The organism is Cognaticolwellia mytili, from assembly GCF_002104475.1.
GTDB classification, from domain to species: Bacteria; Pseudomonadota; Gammaproteobacteria; order Enterobacterales; family Alteromonadaceae; genus Cognaticolwellia; species Cognaticolwellia mytili.
Genome location: NZ_NBOF01000002.1, coordinates 833,400 through 851,437 on the forward strand (window position 1 = coordinate 833,400; position 18,038 = coordinate 851,437).

15 protein-coding genes are annotated in these 18,038 nt (G+C 40.7%); all 15 read right to left on the reverse strand.

The window, feature by feature from the left end; genetic code table 11:
- Nucleotides 1-347: 347 nt before the first annotated feature.
- The 15 genes from lpxC to rsmH all read right to left on the reverse strand — a co-directional run bounded on the left by lpxC (nucleotide 348) and on the right by rsmH (nucleotide 18,021).
- Complete coding sequence (gene lpxC / locus B7C41_RS08505) at nucleotides 348-1,265, reverse strand: UDP-3-O-acyl-N-acetylglucosamine deacetylase (RefSeq protein ID WP_085298359.1); 918 nt, start codon at nucleotides 1,263-1,265, stop codon at nucleotides 348-350.
- A 138-nt stretch (nucleotides 1,266-1,403) separates the two neighbouring features.
- A complete protein-coding gene (gene ftsZ, locus B7C41_RS08510; protein ID WP_085298360.1) occupies nucleotides 1,404-2,567 on the reverse strand; it encodes a cell division protein FtsZ in 1,164 nt (387 codons plus the stop codon).
- Nucleotides 2,568-2,646: 79 nt separating this feature from the next.
- Complete coding sequence (ftsA, locus tag B7C41_RS08515; RefSeq protein WP_085298361.1) at nucleotides 2,647-3,882, reverse strand: cell division protein FtsA; 1,236 nt, start codon at nucleotides 3,880-3,882, stop codon at nucleotides 2,647-2,649.
- Between the two features lie 5 nt (nucleotides 3,883-3,887).
- Nucleotides 3,888-4,655, reverse strand: a complete 768-nt coding sequence (locus B7C41_RS08520; protein WP_235839651.1) for a cell division protein FtsQ/DivIB — start codon at nucleotides 4,653-4,655, stop codon at nucleotides 3,888-3,890.
- Between the two features lie 15 nt (nucleotides 4,656-4,670).
- Entirely contained in the window at nucleotides 4,671-5,606 is a 936-nt protein-coding gene (locus B7C41_RS08525) for a D-alanine--D-alanine ligase (protein WP_085298363.1), read from the reverse strand.
- A complete protein-coding gene (murC, locus tag B7C41_RS08530) occupies nucleotides 5,603-7,042 on the reverse strand; it encodes a UDP-N-acetylmuramate--L-alanine ligase (RefSeq protein WP_169712435.1) in 1,440 nt (479 codons plus the stop codon). Before murC ends, B7C41_RS08525 begins: the two co-directional genes overlap by 4 nt.
- 29 nt (nucleotides 7,043-7,071) lie before the next feature.
- Entirely contained in the window at nucleotides 7,072-8,202 is a 1,131-nt protein-coding gene (gene murG, locus B7C41_RS08535) for an undecaprenyldiphospho-muramoylpentapeptide beta-N-acetylglucosaminyltransferase (RefSeq protein ID WP_085298364.1), read from the reverse strand.
- On the reverse strand, nucleotides 8,195-9,445 hold the full coding sequence (gene ftsW, locus B7C41_RS08540) for a cell division protein FtsW (protein ID WP_085298365.1): 1,251 nt from the start codon (nucleotides 9,443-9,445) through the stop codon (nucleotides 8,195-8,197). The genes murG and ftsW overlap by 8 nt, the downstream gene beginning before the upstream one ends.
- Nucleotides 9,445-10,836 (reverse strand): UDP-N-acetylmuramoyl-L-alanine--D-glutamate ligase, encoded by a 1,392-nt coding sequence (gene murD / locus B7C41_RS08545; protein WP_235839652.1) that lies wholly within the window; start codon nucleotides 10,834-10,836, stop codon nucleotides 9,445-9,447. The genes ftsW and murD overlap by 1 nt, the downstream gene beginning before the upstream one ends.
- Nucleotides 10,837-10,910: 74 nt before the next feature.
- A complete protein-coding gene (gene mraY / locus B7C41_RS08550; protein WP_085298366.1) occupies nucleotides 10,911-11,993 on the reverse strand; it encodes a phospho-N-acetylmuramoyl-pentapeptide-transferase in 1,083 nt (360 codons plus the stop codon).
- Nucleotides 11,993-13,393 carry a UDP-N-acetylmuramoyl-tripeptide--D-alanyl-D-alanine ligase gene (locus B7C41_RS08555; RefSeq protein WP_085298367.1) on the reverse strand — a complete coding sequence of 467 codons (1,401 nt, stop codon included), beginning with the start codon at nucleotides 13,391-13,393 and terminating at the stop codon, nucleotides 11,993-11,995. Before B7C41_RS08555 ends, mraY begins: the two co-directional genes overlap by 1 nt.
- Nucleotides 13,390-14,991: a UDP-N-acetylmuramoyl-L-alanyl-D-glutamate--2,6-diaminopimelate ligase gene (locus B7C41_RS08560; RefSeq protein WP_085298368.1), complete on the reverse strand. Its 1,602-nt coding sequence runs from the start codon at nucleotides 14,989-14,991 to the stop codon at nucleotides 13,390-13,392. Before B7C41_RS08560 ends, B7C41_RS08555 begins: the two co-directional genes overlap by 4 nt.
- Nucleotides 14,984-16,741 (reverse strand): peptidoglycan D,D-transpeptidase FtsI family protein, encoded by a 1,758-nt coding sequence (locus B7C41_RS08565; protein ID WP_235839653.1) that lies wholly within the window; start codon nucleotides 16,739-16,741, stop codon nucleotides 14,984-14,986. Before B7C41_RS08565 ends, B7C41_RS08560 begins: the two co-directional genes overlap by 8 nt.
- 8 nt (nucleotides 16,742-16,749) lie before the next feature.
- Nucleotides 16,750-17,064: a cell division protein FtsL gene (ftsL, locus tag B7C41_RS08570; RefSeq protein ID WP_085298369.1), complete on the reverse strand. Its 315-nt coding sequence runs from the start codon at nucleotides 17,062-17,064 to the stop codon at nucleotides 16,750-16,752.
- A 15-nt stretch (nucleotides 17,065-17,079) separates the two neighbouring features.
- Nucleotides 17,080-18,021 (reverse strand): 16S rRNA (cytosine(1402)-N(4))-methyltransferase RsmH, encoded by a 942-nt coding sequence (gene rsmH, locus B7C41_RS08575; RefSeq protein ID WP_085298370.1) that lies wholly within the window; start codon nucleotides 18,019-18,021, stop codon nucleotides 17,080-17,082.
- Nucleotides 18,022-18,038: the final 17 nt, after the last annotated feature.

An 18,038-nucleotide genomic window follows, 5' to 3' on the forward strand; every position in this document is an offset into this window, starting at 1 on the left:
ACGCATACAAGTTAATGTTAACAATCATGCAATTGACGAGTTATTTTTACAGTATAGAAAATTAAGATGGGTTCAATTAGGCGGTTATTATTAGCGAGTATTGACGAATTTTGCAATTATTTTTAACAAAAAGTTAACATAAAGAATAGTTAACCCTCATTTGTCTTCTTCCATTTTAGTTGTATTTTGCAACATCAATCACGGTATATTGGGAATGTACTATATGGAGAGCTCAACATCAGGCTATCTAAACATTTAACTACACCTATATTTTTTTATGTAACTCATATATAAAAAAGCCAGCAAAACTGCTGGCTCTATAGATGAACTTTAATTGATACTAACCATTAGAAAGCCGTAGCACTTACTTCTTGGAACTGAATCGGTGATTCAACGGTATCTTCATACGTCACCCATTCCCAAGAATCAACTTGCTTAAACACCTCACGTAGTAACATGTTATTTAGACCATGCCCCGATTTAAAAGCATTAAGCTCACCTAGAATACTAACGCCACCCATGTATAAATCACCGATCGCATCAAGAATTTTATGCTTAACAAACTCATCATCATAACGTAAGTCATCTTTATTAAGCATGCGATATTCATCTAAAACAATGGCGTTTTCTAAGCTGCCACCTAATGCTAGATTGTGAGAGCGTAAAAACTCAATATCTTTCATAAAGCCAAAAGTACGAGCACGGCTGATTTCTTTAATAAAAGAACAGCTCGATAAGTCCATACTCATAGTTTGACAAGTATTCGCAATCACCGGATGCTCAAATTCAATAGCAAAATTAACCCGGAAGCCTTCAAAAGGCTTTAACTCAGCCCATTTATCACCTTCTTCTATACGAATAGTTTTAGTGATACGTAAGAAGCGCTTGGCAACATTTGAAGTTTCAATGCCAACCGATTGAATTAAATAAACAAACGGTAAGGCGCTGCCATCCATAATTGGAATCTCAGGTGAATCAACTTCAACGATGAGGTTATCAATACCTAAACCTGCAACAGCAGACAGCAAGTGTTCGACGGTGGAAATCTGAACACCTTGCTCATTCACTAAACATGTACATAAAGTGGTTTCGCCAACAGCTTCTGGTGTCGCTGGAATATCGACAACAGGATCTAAATCTACTCGGCGAAAAATAATACCGGTGTTAGCAGGCGCAGGACGGAGAGTGATCTGCACCTTTTCACCTTTATGTAACCCCACACCAATGGCAGAGACACTTTCTTTAATAGTACGTTGTTTAATCATAAATAGCCTTCTTAAGCCTATATTGAGCTTTATTAGCACCCACCGGAATTAAGTGGAGGCGTAATATATCAAAAAAGCCTAACAAAATCAAAATATCAACATTTATTATCTAACACTTCTAGCTTAACTAATTAAGTCTTAGTCTGCTTGCTTACGTAAAAATGCCGGAATATCTAGATAATCATCAAGCTCTGTTGCCGTAACTTTTTGTGCTTGAGCATTTGCTTCTGGCATAGTCACTGGATTCACTTTAATTTCTGGTTGCGCACTTGGCACATAGTCACCACCAACTACTTGTGGCTCAGCCACAGGTGCAGGGTTAACTAAAGTAATATCTGGCTTACGCTCAGCGCCGATACCGGTAGCAACAACAGTAACACGTAAGTCTTCAGTCATTTCAGGGTCAATTACTGCACCAACAACAACGGTGGCATTTTCAGAAGAAAAAGCTTTAACGGCATTACCAACTGTTTCAAACTCGTCAATGCTGATATCCATACCGGCAGTAATATTAACTAAAATACCACGTGCACCTGCAAGATCAACATCTTCAAGTAGCGGACTTGAAATTGCCGCTTCTGCAGCTTCTTCTGCACGATCCGGTCCTGATGCTATACCAGAGCCCATCATTGCCGTGCCCATTTCAGACATTACCGTTCTAACATCGGCAAAATCTACATTTATGAGCCCTGGGCGAGTAATAAGTTCCGCAATACCTTGTACAGCACCTAATAAAACATCATTTGCCGCTTTAAATGCGTCAAGTAAACTTGTACCTGGTCCTAAAACTTTTAAAAGTTTTTCGTTTGGAATGGTAATGAGTGAGTCAACACTTTTCGCTAAGAATTCAATGCCTTGGTCAGCATAGTTCATGCGCTTCTTACCTTCAAATGGGAAAGGCTTTGTTACCACAGCAACCGTCAAAATACCCATTTCTTTCGCTATTTCGGCAACAACCGGCGCAGCACCCGTACCAGTACCCCCGCCCATACCTGCGGCGATAAAGATCATATCAGCACCTTGCAGCGTTTCTTTAATCGTTTCTCTGTCTTCTTCTGCACTACGACGACCAATTTCTGGATTAGCACCAGCACCTAAACCTTTAGTCACGTCATGCCCTAGCTGCAAAGTTACATTGGCTGCTGAGTTGCGCAGTGCCTGGGAGTCAGTATTTGCAGTAATAAATTCAACACCTTCAATGGTTTGTGAAACCATATGTTCTACAGCATTACCGCCGCCGCCACCAACGCCAATAACTTTGATGACTGCTTCTTCGTTATGATCTTCCATTAATTCAAACATTTTTATATTCTCCGATTTTATTACGTTTTGTTCCACCAAAACACTTTCAATACTTCCAACAGCCTGCCTTAGCAAGTCATTAAAATTCGCCTTTAAACCAAGCTAAAACACGAGAGCTAATACTGCCCACTGATTCACTTTTCTTTTGTTCATGACTTTGTTGTAAGTTTGCTTGCATACCATAATGCAGCAAACCAACCACAGTAGAATATGTTGGGTCATTAACATATTCTTTTAATCCACATACATCAGCTGGTTGTGCAACCCGAACCGGCATTTGGAATACTTCTTCGGCAAACTCAACCACACCTTCCATTTTCGCTGTACCACCGGTTAGCACATAACCGGCAGCAATTTGATCTTCTAAACCACATTCGCGCAGTTCCTCTTGAATCAGTTCGAATAGTTCATGGTACCTAGGCTCTACCACTTCTGCCAAAGTGTGTCGAGACATAGAGCGCGCGGGGCGTCCGCCAACACTAGGAACTTCGATATTCTCTTCCATACTGACTAATTGACGTAATGCACAAGCGTATTGTACTTTAATGTCTTCCGCATGACTCAATGGCGTACGAAATATTTTCGCAATATCGCTAGTAACCTGATTACCTGCAACTGGTATAACAGCGGTATGACGCAAAGCACCACCAGTAAACACCGAGATATCCATGGTACCTGCACCCATATCAACAACACAAATACCCAACTCTTTTTCATCATCGGTTAAAACAGCATAACTAGAGGCTAACGCTGAGAAAATAAGTTGATCCGCTTTTAAGTCGCAACGTTCAACACATTTAACAATATTTTTCGCCATATCATTTGCACAGGTAACGATATGCACTTTCGCTTCCATACGTACACCTGACATGCCAATAGGACTTTTAATACCGTCTTGACAGTCAATGCTATATTCTTGCGGCAGTACATGTAACATTCGACGTTCTGCAGAAATAGGCACAGAGCGCGCTGTGTGAATGACATTATCAACATCATCTTGCAGCACTTCTTTGTCATTAATCGGCACCATGCCATTCTCATTTTGACAACTAATATGTTTGCCAGAAATACCTAAATAAACAGAGGTAATATGACAATCTGCCATTAATTCAGCTTCATTTATTGCTCGTTGTATTGACTGAATAACAAGGTTTAAGTCATTAACGCCACCTTTATCCATGCCACGCGCAGGCTGATTACCAACACCAACAATACTGAGTTGGTTGTCTGGTGTGATCTCACCTACGGCTACTGAAATTTTTGAAGTTCCAATATCTAAACCAACCACTAAGTTTCTTTCAGTTATTTTTGACATTAACGCTAAACTCTTTCTTTGTTGTTTTCGGTTTTCCAACCAACGGCTAAGCCGGTATCGTACCTCAAGTCAATATAATCAACTTGTTGCCCGGCTTTTTTATTTGATCTTATTTGTGGATAAACATCCATAAAACGCTGTATACGCTCAACACGATTATCGCGACCTAAATTAATAGTGACACCGTCATCTAATGTAAGTTGCCATGCAAATCGCTCGGTCAGTACCAATTCATCAATGGCTAATTCGCTAAAGTCGAGCAATTTATTTAAATTTTCAAAATTTTCTAAGGCTATTTTTTCACTACCTTCTGGGCCAAAAAATGCGGGTAAATTTTTATTTAAACGCGTTACGTCTGCCTGAAAAGCGTTACCATTTTCATTAATCAAGAAATTACCATTCCAATGCGCAATAGGTTTTTGATCAACAACATATATTTTCAGCTCATCAGGCCATTTTTTTCGTACTGATACCGAATATACCCACGGCAGCTTCGCCACCTTTTTTTGTACATCATTAACATCAACGTTGAAAAAGTTACCTAAATTTACCCTCTCAATAGCATTTTCTATATCCAAGCGAGTGGTATAAGGCATTTCGCCAGCGATAGCAATTGTCGTAACAGGCGCACTTTCTTCGGCGCTCAAGCGTTTATTTAAAAAAATGCTAAACGACAATATCGCGACAATAACAGCAACAAAAAATGCCACGCCAAACCAGAAGGTCCAGTGTAATTTTTCTGTTTCTTCCACTAATGGAAGTTGCTTTTTCATCGTCGCTGCCATTTCTTACGCGTTACCTTGCATACTAATTTCTACAATTTTTGTAACTAGCTCACTAAAATTTAAGCCATGAACTTTCGCGGCTTTTGGTACCAATGATGTTTCTGTCATACCTGGTACGGTATTAACTTCTAATAATTGCCATTGCCCTTGCTCATCACGCATAACATCAACTCGCCCCCAGCCCTTAGCACCGGTAGCATTAAAAGCTTTTAATGCTATCGCCTGTAATTCAGTTTCATCATCTGCTGATAAATGACACGGGCAATGATATTGCGTACTAGTAGATTTATATTTAGCGTCATAATCATAAAAGTCATGTGGCGTTTCCATATGAATAGTCGGCATAGGCGTTTGCCCTAAAATCGCAATAGTATATTCAGGTCCTTGGATCCACGCTTCAACCAATATTTGTTGGTCGTAATTAAAGGCCTCTATCAAAGCAGCATGCAAGGCATCCGCATTATCAGCTTTAGACATACCAATGCTTGAACCTTCATTAGCTGGTTTTACCATCACTACATCACCTAGTTGCTGCAAAATTTTCGCAGCATCTTGGCGTTGATATTCCAACTTACTTACAATGGCAAAAGGCGCTGTTGGCAAGTTCATCGCTTGAAAAACTTGTTTACTGCGAATTTTATCCATCGACAATGCCGAACCCAAAACATCAGATCCGGTGTAAGGTATGTTCATATACTGCAACGCACCTTGTACACAACCGTCTTCACCGCCGCGGCCATGTAAGGCAATAAATACACGGTCGATGTCTAATGATGCTAAGTCACTTAAACAATAATCTTGCGTGTCGATAAGCTGGACATTAAAACCTGCTTGCTCTAAACCATTAGCAATAGCTTTACCTGAGTTAAGCGAAACTTCTCGCTCAGCGGATGTTCCACCGTATAAAACCGCTAATTTTTGCGCTGTTAACGAATTCATTGCTTAGCTCCCGATAACTTTTCATCATTTGCTAAGCTGCGCGCTATCGCACCAATATTACCAGCGCCTTGAGTAATAACCATGTCGCCATCGCGCAATTGTGCTGCCATTAGTTCCGCTAATTTCGTACTGTCACTAATGTAAATAGGTTCAATCTGGCCACGCTGACGAATACTGCGCGCTAAACTTTTACTGTCTGCATTGGCTATTGGCGCTTCGCCTGCTGCGTAAACATCAAGTAAAAATAAGCAATCAACCTCTGAAAGCACTTCAACAAAGTCTTCAAAAAGATCACGAGTTCTGGAGTAGCGATGAGGTTGAAAAACCATGGCTAACCTTTTTTCTGGCCAACCGTTACGCATAGCACTAATTGTCGCTTTCACCTCAGTCGGATGATGGCCATAATCATCAATCAGTAACATTTCACCTTGCTCAGTCGTTAGGGTTGCTAGTTTTTCAAAACGACGACCAATGCCAGCAAACTCTTGTAGTGCTTTTTGAATGGCACCATCTTCAACACCCTCATCTATCGCAACAGCAACACCTGCGAGGGCATTTAATACGTTATGCTCACCAGGTAAGTTAACGCTTAGCTTTAACGGCGCAGCGTTTTTACGCTCAACAACAAATGAACTCATGCCTGCACATTGCTGATATTGGCTTGCTCTTACGTCTGCATCTTCACAAAATCCATATGTGATCACTTGCCGGCTAATACGTGGCAATATTTCACGAACCACTGGGTTATCTAAACAAACCACCGCTAAACCATAAAATGGTAAGTTGTGTAAAAATTCAATGTAAGTATCTTTGAGTTTTTCAAAGTCACCTTGATAGGTCTCCATATGGTCTTCGTCAATATTAGTGATCACTGAAACCATAGGCTGTAAATGCAAGAATGAAGCATCACTTTCATCTGCTTCAGCAATTAAATACCGACTGCTACCTAGACGAGCATTAGTACCAGCACTATTTAACAAACCGCCAATAACAAAGGTTGGGTCTAAATTAGCTTGTGCAAAAATGCTCGCAATTAAGCTTGTTGTTGTTGTTTTTCCGTGTGTACCCGCAATCGCAATACCATGGCGAAAGCGCATTAGTTCAGCTAGCATTTCTGCACGTCGCACTACTGGAATACGCTTTTCATTAGCAGTAATTAATTCAGGGTTTTCATTATCAATTGCCGTTGAAACAACAATAACACTAGCACCATCAACATTATTTTCATGATGCCCAATAGTAATGTTCGCACCTAAAGTGGTTAGTCTTTTAACCACTTCATTCTCGCCAATATCTGAGCCTGTAATTTGATAACCTTCATTGAGCAGTACTTCCGCGATACCTCCCATACCAGCACCACCAATACCGACAAAATGTATTGTTTTAACCCTGCGCATTTCAGGTATTCGATTAGCGCCGTTAGAACTTGTTCTCATAGTACTTTCTTCTGCTGTCATACTTTTACTCATAATTGTGCAACCTCAATACAGGCTTGAGCAACATGATTCGTTGCTTCAGCGTGTGCTGCATTGTGCGCCGCCTTCGACATTTGCTGAACGACTTTGTCTGATATAAACAAACTGTTAAGCATTTGTCCTAAGGTTGTACCGTTAAATTCTTTCTGGGCAATCAATTTTGCTGCACCACACTCAACTAGATACATGGCATTTTTAGTTTGATGATCATCCACTGCATGTGGTAAAGGCACAAATATCGCAGGCTTTGCAGCCATCGCTAATTCTGAAACTGTTAAGGCTCCAGAACGACAAACCACAACATCAGCCCATTGGTAGGCACTCGCCATATCATCAATAAACTCAGTCACTTTTACTTTATTTTCAGGTAAACCAAAACTGTCATAACTGGCTAATACAGTTTGTTCATTGCCACCACCCGTTTGGTGCCAGACATCAATGCTTTGCAAGTGAATCTGTTTCATTGCCTGCGGCACAACATCGTTTAAAATTTTTGCCCCTAAACTACCACCAACAACTAAGACTTTCTTACTGGTCGAAGGCTGTTCAGGTACAACATTTTCAATCGAAATAATATCACTGCGCAGCGGATTACCAACGACAAAAGGAGTAACTCTGTCGCTAAAAGCTCCAGGAAATGCACTCAAGGTTTTTGTCGCAATATGAGACAAAAAACGATTACTCATGCCGGCAACGGCATTTTGCTCGTGCAACACTAGAGGAATACCTAACAGCCTTGCAGCTACGCCACCGGGAGCACTGGCATAGCCTCCCATACCTAGTACAACGTCGGGTTTAACTTCTTTTAGTACCTGTATAGATTGCCATAGCGATTGCAGAATTTTTAATGGGGTTTTCAACCATGTTCGCCAACCTTTATTTCGAATGCCGGCAATATTAATAAAGGAAATAGGATAACCATTTTTTGGCACTATTTCTGCTTCCATACGCTCAGCAGTACCTAACCAATGAACTTTCCAACCTTGTTTCACTAGTGCGTCAGCTACCGCGATACCTGGAAATATATGCCCACCGGTACCACCTGCCATCACCAAAATAGTAGGACGTTTTGCTTCATGACTTACGTCATTATTTGCTTTATCAGCAACTCGTTCAGCCATTTTCGTCCTCCTTAGAGTCAATTTCTTTCACTATTTTTACTTTCTTTTTCCCACCAGCAGCTCTGCTAGTTGCTTGAATACTCTGTAATCGAATTTCATGATCAATACGAATTAAAATGGCAACCGCTATGGTCATAATAATCATCGAACTACCGCCATAGCTAATCAACGGCATAGTTAAACCTTTAGTCGGCACAATACCTGCGCTAGCACCTATATTTACCGCAGCTTGGAAACAAAACCAAATGCCGATAGCATAGGCAAAAAAACCTTCAAAATATTTCTCCTGATTAACCGCTTTTCGGCCCAACAATAAAGCCTTAAATACTAAAGTAAGGCTCAATAACAAAATCACACTAATACCAATAAAGCCAAACTCTTCTGCCAATACTGCCATCACGAAGTCAGTATGTGCTTCTGGTAGATACTCTAGCTTTTGAATACTATTACCTAAACCTTGACCAAAAGATTCACCGCGGCCATAGGCCATTAGCGATTGTGTTAATTGATAACCACTACCAAATGGATCTTCCCATGGGTCTAAAAAACCAGTAACGCGCGCCCAACGATAGGGCGAAAAATACGCTAACATTGATAATAAACTAATGCCTACGCCAGCAATGGCGATAAACTGCCATAATTTTGCGCCAGCTAAGAATAACAAGCCAAAGGTCGTGACAAACATTACGATAATGGTACCTAAATCAGGTTGCATTAGTAACAAACCACCTAAGATACCGAAAACAAACAAAGGCTTGGCAAAACCTTTTATGTTCTCCATTACTTCTTCACGGCGACGCACTAAATAGGCCGATAGATAACAAAAGAAAAACAATTTGGCAGGCTCCGCAGCCTGTATGGTAATTGGGCCCACAACAATCCAGCGTGTCGAACCGTTAACATTACGCCCAATAAGCAACACCACAATAAGTAGAGCTACGCCTAAAATTAATAAATTCCCACTGTATTGATGCCATCGACTCATCGGAATTTGCAATGCTATCCCTGCAACTCCTAGGCTTAAGCAGATGTAAATCATATGACGTACAACGAAATGAAAAGGGTTGGCAAATAAACGCTCTGCTACAGGCATTGAAGAGCTCGCCACCATCACTAAACCAATCATGTACATGCTTAACGCAAGGATCAGGTAACTACGGTCGAAGGTTGAAACCGCTGACGATTCCATTTTCAACCACTGTGGTATTGACCATTGTGATAAGCTCGTAAAGGAGGCAGACATTACTTAGCCTCCGTATGCAATAGTACAGACTTGATAAATACCACACCACGTTCAACATAATTAGCAAACATATCTAAACTTGCACAAGCAGGAGATAACAACACCATATCGCCATTATTAGCTAGTTTTCGTGCTAGTTTAACCGCTTCAGGCAAACTGTTAACATGGGTAGTTTTTGTTTGCTGCTTAGCTGACCGTAAACTCGCAATTTCTCTACCATCTTTTCCCAAAGTAATTAAGTACTCTACTTGCTCCGTTAGTGCTTTTGTTAGCGGTGTAAAGTCAGCACCTTTACCGTCGCCGCCTGCAATAAGAATAAGTTTATTATCAGCTAAAGTTGGCGCTAAACCTTCAATTGCCGCTAGTGTTGCACCAACATTTGTCGCTTTTGAATCGTTAACCCAACAAATATCATCTTGGCTTTCAATGACTTCGCAGCGGTGCGCAAGACCTTTAAAAGTTAACAAAGCTGAAAGCATTGCATTTAAATTCCAACCTGCACCAGTGCCTAACGCCAATACAGCCAAGTAGTTAAGTGCATTGTGAATACCTTGCAGTGGCATTACTTTCATTGCAATTAGTGCATGGCTGCCGAACATTAATTGGCTTTCGCCATTAATGTTAGCAATACCAAATTGCCCGTCAATTGCATGATCACTACCAAAACTTAAATTGGAGTTATTGTCATAGGCAGCACTAGGCGTTGTCGCACTATCATCTCGGTTATAAATTGCCGTTTGCACATTTCGATAGATGCTTTGTTTAATCGCACCATAATTTTCTATGGTTTTATGGCGGTCCAAATGATCATCACTAATGTTTAATACAGTGGCTGACAACGCCGCCATACTTTTCACTGTTTCTAGTTGAAAACTCGACAGCTCTAGAACAATAAAATCTGCCGTTTCATCAACTTGATCAAGTACTGGTAAACCAATATTACCGCCAAGTTGAACCTTATAACCTAAAGCATTTCCGACATGGTTTAACATGGAAACCACGGTTGATTTACCATTAGAGCCAGTCACTGCAAGCATCGGTGTATTGCTCATTCGGCAAAATAATTCAATATCACCAATCACATCACAATTTTTAGCCACAGCATTAGCAATCTCAGGATCAGTCATATTAATACCGGGACTAACAATTAACACGTCAGCCTGAGCAATTAAGTTTTTATCCCACTGACCTAACACTAAAGCGTTATCAGCGAATTGGCTCTTAAAGTCACCCGGAGAAATTGGCATTGCTCGGCTATCATTAACCGAAAATGTTACTTGATGACGATGTAAAAAACGTGCACACGACAAGCCCGTAATCCCAATACCTAAGATCACAACTTTTTTATCTTTAAATTGCGTCGTTACCGACTGTTGCAATTGATTTTTCACGCGTCGCTTTTTACCTTTCTAAGTCTAATATTAAATATTTTTTAATTGTCGATATCGCCAACATTTATATTTTTCTAGCGTAGTTTCAAAGTTGCTAAACCTATAAGTACTAGCACTAATGAGATAATCCAAAAACGTACAATGACTCTTGGCTCTGGCCAACCCTTTAATTCATAATGATGATGAATTGGCGCCATACGAAAAATTCGTTGTCCGCGTAATTTGTACGAGCCTACCTGTAAAATAACCGATAACGTTTCCATCACAAAAACACCACCCATAATGAATAGCACTAATTCTTGACGCACTAGCACAGCAATAACGCCTAATGCCGCACCTAAAGCAAGTGAGCCGACATCGCCCATAAATACTTGTGCTGGATAAGTGTTAAACCATAAGAAACCAAGGCCAGCACCAACAATTGCTGTACACACCACCACTAATTCACTGGCTAAAGCAATATGAGGAATATTTAAATATTCTGAGAAAACAGCATTACCTGTCATATAGGCAAAAATGGCAAAAGCGCCCGCCACCATAATAGTAGGAACGATTGCTAAACCATCTAGGCCATCGGTTAAGTTAACCGCATTGCTGGTTCCAACTATGACGAAGTAGACCAAAGCGATATAAAGAAGGCCTAGTTGCGGTAATACATTTTTAATAAATGGAATCAATAATGTTGTTTCTTCAGGGCTTTGTGCAAACTGATATAAAAAGATAGCAGTTGCCAAGCCTGCAATGGTTTGCCAAAAGTATTTCCAACGAGCGATTAGACCATTTGAATCTTTACGGATAACTTTTCGGTAATCATCAACAAAACCTATTAAGCCAAAACTAACTAAAACAAATAACACTACCCAAACATAAGTGTTACTTAAGTCAGCCCACAACAACACACTGGTGACAATTGAGGCCAGAATCAAAATTCCCCCCATGGTCGGTGTACCCGATTTAGATAAATGACTTTCAGGGCCGTCATCACGAACCGTTTGGCCTATTTGCATTCTTTGCAAAGCGCGGATCAGCTTAGGACCAAAATATAATGACAAGGCTAATGCTGTTAACGTCGAAACTATTGCGCGAAACGTTAAGTATGAAAAAACATTAAAAAATGAAAAGTACTGAGTAAGAAATTCACCTAACCAAAGTAACATTATGCCTGCCCCTGCGTAGTTTGGCAGTTTTGCCATTTAATAATATCAGCCACTACGTATTCCATATGAGCACTACGTGAACCTTTAACTAAAATTGTAATTTGTTTTGCTTCATCTTGAAGCAACTCTATTAACCGCGACAATAACTTTCCTTTACTATTAAAATGTTGTGTTAATGATTCTTTGTCTTGATAAAACGCATCTGATGTACTTTGACTAAGTACGCCTAAAGTTAAAAGGTCATCCACTCCTTTATCTCTCGCATGTTCACCAACTTCTTGATGGTAACGACGTGCGTCACTACCCAATTCGCCCATATCACCTAAAATAAGTACTCGTCTACCAGGGTAACTAGCCAATAAATCTGATGCGGCATTAATTGATTCAACATTAGCGTTGTACGTATCATCAATTAACTTAATATTGTTATCGAGTTGATGTAAGTTCAAACGGCCTTTTACCGGCGCCATTTCAGCTAAGCCTAAACGAATGTCATCTAAACTCGCACCAAACTCTAGCGCAATTGTGGCTGCCGCAACGGCATTACAAACGTTATGATGACCCGGTACAGTTAGCTCAATATAAGTGCTACCTTTGTTTGTCGTTAACTTAAAACTCGCGCAACCGTTATCATCAAGTATTTCTTCATGACTGTAACAATCGGCAGTGCTTTGCGATGAAAAGCGGCGAACTTTTTTATCATTTAAACGCCATTGCCACTTGTGTACCCACTGACTGTCTTGGTTATAAACCGCAACACCGCCAGAAATCAAACCTTGAAAAATTTCACCTTTAGCTCGTGCTACGCCACATAAATCGCCAAAACCTTCCAAATGCGCTGCCGCAATATTATTTATCAAAGCGACATCAGGTTTAACTAAAGCAGAGGTATAAGCTATCTCACCGATATGATTAGCGCCTAACTCCACGACGGCAAAGTCATGTTGTTGTTCTAAGCGTAATAACGTCAGCGGAACGCCTATATCGTTATTAAAGTTACCGTTAGTCGCTAGTACATTACCTAAGCGTCCTAATATCGCGGCAACCATTTCTTTTACTGTGGTTTTACCACTACTACCAGTAATGGCGACAGTTTTTGGTGCAACTTTACTTTTTACATAAGCACCAATTTGACCTAAGGCTTTATGGCTGTCTTCAACAACAATTTGGGCAATATCAAGACCAGCAGTTTTTTGCTGCACGATAACCGCGCTACAACCAAGTTCGCTAGCTGATACGACAAATTTATGGCCATCAAAGTTCGGGCCTTTTAACGCTAAAAAGACATCACCAGCATTTAATGCTCGACTATCTGTAGTGATGGCATTAATTGTTAAATCTCTGCCGACTAATTGGCCATCAGTCGCTTGCGCTATTTCAGATAAACTTAATGGGATCATAATTCCACCTCGTTTTTAGCTGATTGAGAAGAAGCGTAAAATGAGCGAACAACTTCACGTTCATCATAATGCTGCTTTTCATTGCCAAAAATAATGTAATCTTCATGGCCTTTGCCTGCGCAAAGTATCACATCATTAGCATCAGCTTCGCTTAGTGCAGTCAATACCGCTTGTTCTCTATCAAGTATTTTTATCGCGTTATCGGTGGTTGATAAACCTGCAATAATGGCTTGTGCAATAGTGTCGGGATTTTCAGTACGCGGATTATCATTAGTAATAATAATGCGGTCAGCTTTGCTTTCTGCGACTTGCGCCATTAATACACGCTTGCCAGTATCACGATCACCGCCACAACCAAAAACTACCCAAAGTTTGCCATGACAATGTAAACGACAAGCATCTAATGCACTCGAAAGAGCATCTGGCGTATGGGCATAATCAACAACCGCGGTTGGCTTATTTTCAGCAGAAAAAGCTTCCATACGACCGATAATGGGCACTAAATGACTTACTGCTTGCGATATTGTATTAAGTGCAATGTTTTCAACCATTAACACTGCAATCGCCGCTAATAAATTTTCGACGTTAAAGTCACCAAGCAATTGGCTATGAATTTGACATTGCCCTTGCTCAGTATGTAATTCAAAACTAACACCGGTCGCATGATGGCGAATATTACTGGCTTGAACAAAACGCGAATAATGACGAATATTCTCATCACGACCATAAACAACGACAGGCTGAGCATTAGGCCAATTTTTTAGCCATGCTTGAGCTTGCAAGTCATCACCATTTAACACCGCAACTTGCTCGGCAGAGCCTGAGAATATTTCATGCTTGGCTGCGGCGTATGCCGCCATAGTTTTGTGATAATCAAGATGGTCACGCGTTAAATTTGTAAAAACTGTGGTATTAAATAACTCAGTTGTTACGCGTTTTTGTGACAAGGCATGTGAAGAAACTTCCATTGCGACATCAGAAATACTTTCTTCGGCAAATAACGCTAGCAGCTGCTGCAGTTGCGTTGCACCAGGCGTAGTATTTTCAATCGCTTGTAACTGTGCCAATTTTCCTGCACCCGTTGTACCAATAACTGCACAATTTCTTTGGCAATCATCAAGTAAATTGGCAATGATTTGACTGGTGCTAGTTTTACCATTGGTGCCTGTGATACCGATGATATTTAATTTATCTTCAGGCATACCGTAAAATGCTTTTGCAACGGCAAATAGCTTTTCGTTAAGCTGATAATAAGATAACACTGGTACTGACACATGGTTAGCGTTAACTATCCAAGTAAGTTGCCCATGCTCAGCTGGCTTAAGTGTTTCAACTAATACCATGGCGCAATCAGCAGACAGAGCTTGTTGAACAAATTCTCTACCATCACGCACGGTGCCAATAACTGCACAAAAAACATCTCCGCACTCAATTGCACGTGTGTCATTCACTAAATTAGCACGGCCATTAAGCTTGAAATATTGCCTGAGTTTGTCATTTTCTTGCGCAGATAATGCTATTTCACCAAACGACAAAACTGCCTCTACAGCAGTTAATATTGTTGGTCGTTTATAAACGCGTAAAGCGTGATCAGACATGGTCACGCTCCTTAGGGATATTTTCAATTTTTGGCTCTGGTTGCAGCAAGGTTATTTTAGTGTTTGCATCCGGCGGAACATTCAGTAATCGCAGCGCCCCTTTCATTATTCGGGAAAATACTGGAGCGGCGACTTCGCCACCATGATACAGGTCTCCTCCGGGATCATCGATAACCACTACCACGGCAATTTCGGGGTTCGAAATAGGGGCGACGCCGGCAAATAGTCCGACATAGTCATTACCATAACCACCAGCAAAAGCTTTAATTGCGGTGCCACTTTTACCGCCAACGCGGTAACCATCAACTTTTGCGACTGTGTATTGTTCATTAACCACGTGCTCAAGCATTTCTACAACATTTTGACTATGCTCTGCAGAAAAAATGCGCTCGTCATCACCAGTAATTTGTGCGGACTGTTCTTGCTTTAAAATGGTTAACGGCTTTTTAATGCCTCCATTGCCCAGTGTGGAATAAAAGCGTGCCAATTGAATCGGCGTAATAGCAACACCATGTCCCCATGACAATGTCGCCAATTCAAACTTTGACCAACGAGATCTGTCATGCATCATGCCCGAGCTTTCACCGACTAAGCCAGTGCCAGTATCTTCCGAAAAGCCAGCATCAAAAAACTTATCAATTAAGTAATCTTTTGGAACAGATAAAGCTAATTTTGTTGTGCCCATATTAGATGAATGCACCAATAACTCAGGCAAGGTAATTTTACCTAGGTATCGAGGGTCGGCAACACGGCTACCACCTAAACGCATCCAACCAGGATACGTATCAACAATACTGTCTTTTTCAACACTACCAAACTCTAACGCCGTTAATACCGTTAGTGGCTTCATTGTTGAACCAGGTTCGTAGATATCGGTAATTGCACGATTTCGAAAACGGTGTATCGCAACACCTGAACGATTATTTGGGTTATACGAAGGGCTATTAACTAGCGCTAACACTTCACCTGTATGAACATTGGTTACAACCGCAGAGCCTGATGTAGCTTTGAAAGCTTTCACCGCGCCTTTTAATTCACGATAAGCCAATGCTTGAATACGTTGATCAATACTTAAAGTAATATCTTTTGGCGGAGTCGCTTCTTTAACTGAAAGTATTTCAATTTTTCTGCCCTTGGCATCTTTACGATATCTTTTTTCGCCATTTTCACCGGTTAATAGTTGGTCGTAAACACGTTCAACGCCTTCAATGCCTTTATCGTCAACATTAGTAAAGCCAACAACATGAGCACTAATTTCACCTGTAGGATAAAAGCGTTTCGACTCTTTACGTAAATGTATACCTGGAATTTTTAGTTCTCGAATATAGTTAGCCATTGCAGGGGCAACTTTGCGCTCAATATAAACAAAGCGCTTACGCGGGTGTTTTGTTACTCTAACTTTTAATTTGTTTACATTTTGACCGAGAACATCAGCCAAAGCTTGCCAATGTTTATCCATTGAAAGTGCATTGCTGTCAAAAATAATTTTTGGATCAGCCCAAACTGTTTCCACGGGTACGCTAATCGCTAATTCATGACCATTTCGATCAACGATTGAGCCTCGTTGTACGGTTTTAGTATTTGTGCGTAGTGAACGGTTATCGCCCTGCTTTTTCAACATATCAGGTTCAATAACTTGAATGTAAGCAGTGCGAGCCATCAAGCCAGCGTAAATCAGCACAACCGCAGCTAACACAACGTAAAAACGCCATGCCACTGTATTCGGATTGTTTTGTGTTGATTTTTTCACTGCTCTACTCACGGCAATTTAATAATGATTTCCGAGCTTGCGCCCGGTCTTGCCATATTAAGTTGCTTCTCGGCTCTACTTTCTATGGCGCTATGCTCAGCTAAACTATTCTGTTCTAACAGTAAATTACGCCATTCATTTTCTAGCGCATCTCGTTCTGTTAACAACACTTCAATTGCACTGGTGGTTTGTCGATTCAGATGGGTGAAATAAATCACCGCAAATGCTGAGCCAACAACCAATACTAAAATTCCGTAAATCAATAAATGGCGTCGAATGTCGTGCCATATGTCGGAAACTAACACAACATTCTTGGTTGCCATTCTAAAGCACCATTGCTAGCGCGCTAATCTCTCTGCAACTCGCAAAACCGAGCTGCGTGAACGCACATTTTCTGAGACTTCATTTTTTGTTGGCTTAAGCTTTTTGCCGATTAAGGCTAAGCTCTTGCCTTTATTTAATTCTTCTTCACTGATTGGCAATCCACGTGGCACTTTTTTCGCTTGTGAATGCTTTTTCATAAATTGTTTTACTAAACGATCTTCCAATGAATGAAAACTGATAACCGTTAATCGACCACCCGTTTTAAGCACAGATAATGAAGCTGCTAGCACTTTTTCAATTTGTTCTAGCTCACTATTAATGTACATGCGGATAGCTTGAAAGCTACGAGTCGCTGGGTGCTTTTTAATTTCTCGTTGCGGTGCTGTTTTCTTAATTAATTGCGCTAGTTGCCCTGTTCTTGTTAATGGCGTTTCTTCACGTTCGTCAACAATGGCATTAGCAATTCGCCATGCGTGCTTTTCTTCACCAAAGGTACGTAGTACCCAAGTAATATCTTCCACGTCAGCCACTGCCAACCATTCTGCGGCAGTTTGTCCACGCGTGGTGTCCATACGCATATCTAGTGGACCATCTTTCATAAAACTAAAGCCACGTTCCGCTTCATCTAATTGCGGTGAAGACACACCAAGATCAAGCAATATGCCATCAATTTTTTCTAGCAGCTCGTGCTTTTCAACAATGTTTTGTAAATCAGCAAAACCAAAATGTTCAATCATAAACCTATCATCGTCTGCATATTTTTCTGCAGCTGCAATGGCTGTAGGATCTCTATCAATTGCAATTAAACGTCCGTTAGGCCCAAGGTTATCTAAGATCAAACCTGAGTGTCCGCCACGCCCAAAAGTACAATCGATATAAACACCGTCAGGCTTTATCGCCAAGCCGGTGATCGATTCATCAAGCAATACTGAAATATGTGATTTATCTTGTTGCATTAGATTTTGTTAACGCC

Coding starts and splice junctions, on each gene's coding strand:
- B7C41_RS08525 (WP_085298363.1), bottom strand. CDS start 5,606: ATGAATTCGTTAACAGCGCAAAAATTAGCGGTTTTATACGGTGGAACA.
- lpxC (WP_085298359.1), bottom strand. CDS start 1,265: ATGATTAAACAACGTACTATTAAAGAAAGTGTCTCTGCCATTGGTGTG.
- B7C41_RS08520 (WP_235839651.1), bottom strand. CDS start 4,655: ATGAAAAAGCAACTTCCATTAGTGGAAGAAACAGAAAAATTACACTGG.
- murC (WP_169712435.1), bottom strand. CDS start 7,042: ATGAGAACAAGTTCTAACGGCGCTAATCGAATACCTGAAATGCGCAGG.
- B7C41_RS08555 (WP_085298367.1), bottom strand. CDS start 13,393: ATGATCCCATTAAGTTTATCTGAAATAGCGCAAGCGACTGATGGCCAA.
- ftsA (WP_085298361.1), bottom strand. CDS start 3,882: ATGTCAAAAATAACTGAAAGAAACTTAGTGGTTGGTTTAGATATTGGA.
- rsmH (WP_085298370.1), bottom strand. CDS start 18,021: ATGCAACAAGATAAATCACATATTTCAGTATTGCTTGATGAATCGATC.
- B7C41_RS08560 (WP_085298368.1), bottom strand. CDS start 14,991: ATGTCTGATCACGCTTTACGCGTTTATAAACGACCAACAATATTAACT.
- murG (WP_085298364.1), bottom strand. CDS start 8,202: ATGGCTGAACGAGTTGCTGATAAAGCAAATAATGACGTAAGTCATGAA.
- ftsZ (WP_085298360.1), bottom strand. CDS start 2,567: ATGTTTGAATTAATGGAAGATCATAACGAAGAAGCAGTCATCAAAGTT.
- mraY (WP_085298366.1), bottom strand. CDS start 11,993: ATGTTACTTTGGTTAGGTGAATTTCTTACTCAGTACTTTTCATTTTTT.
- ftsL (WP_085298369.1), bottom strand. CDS start 17,064: ATGGCAACCAAGAATGTTGTGTTAGTTTCCGACATATGGCACGACATT.
- ftsW (WP_085298365.1), bottom strand. CDS start 9,445: ATGTCTGCCTCCTTTACGAGCTTATCACAATGGTCAATACCACAGTGG.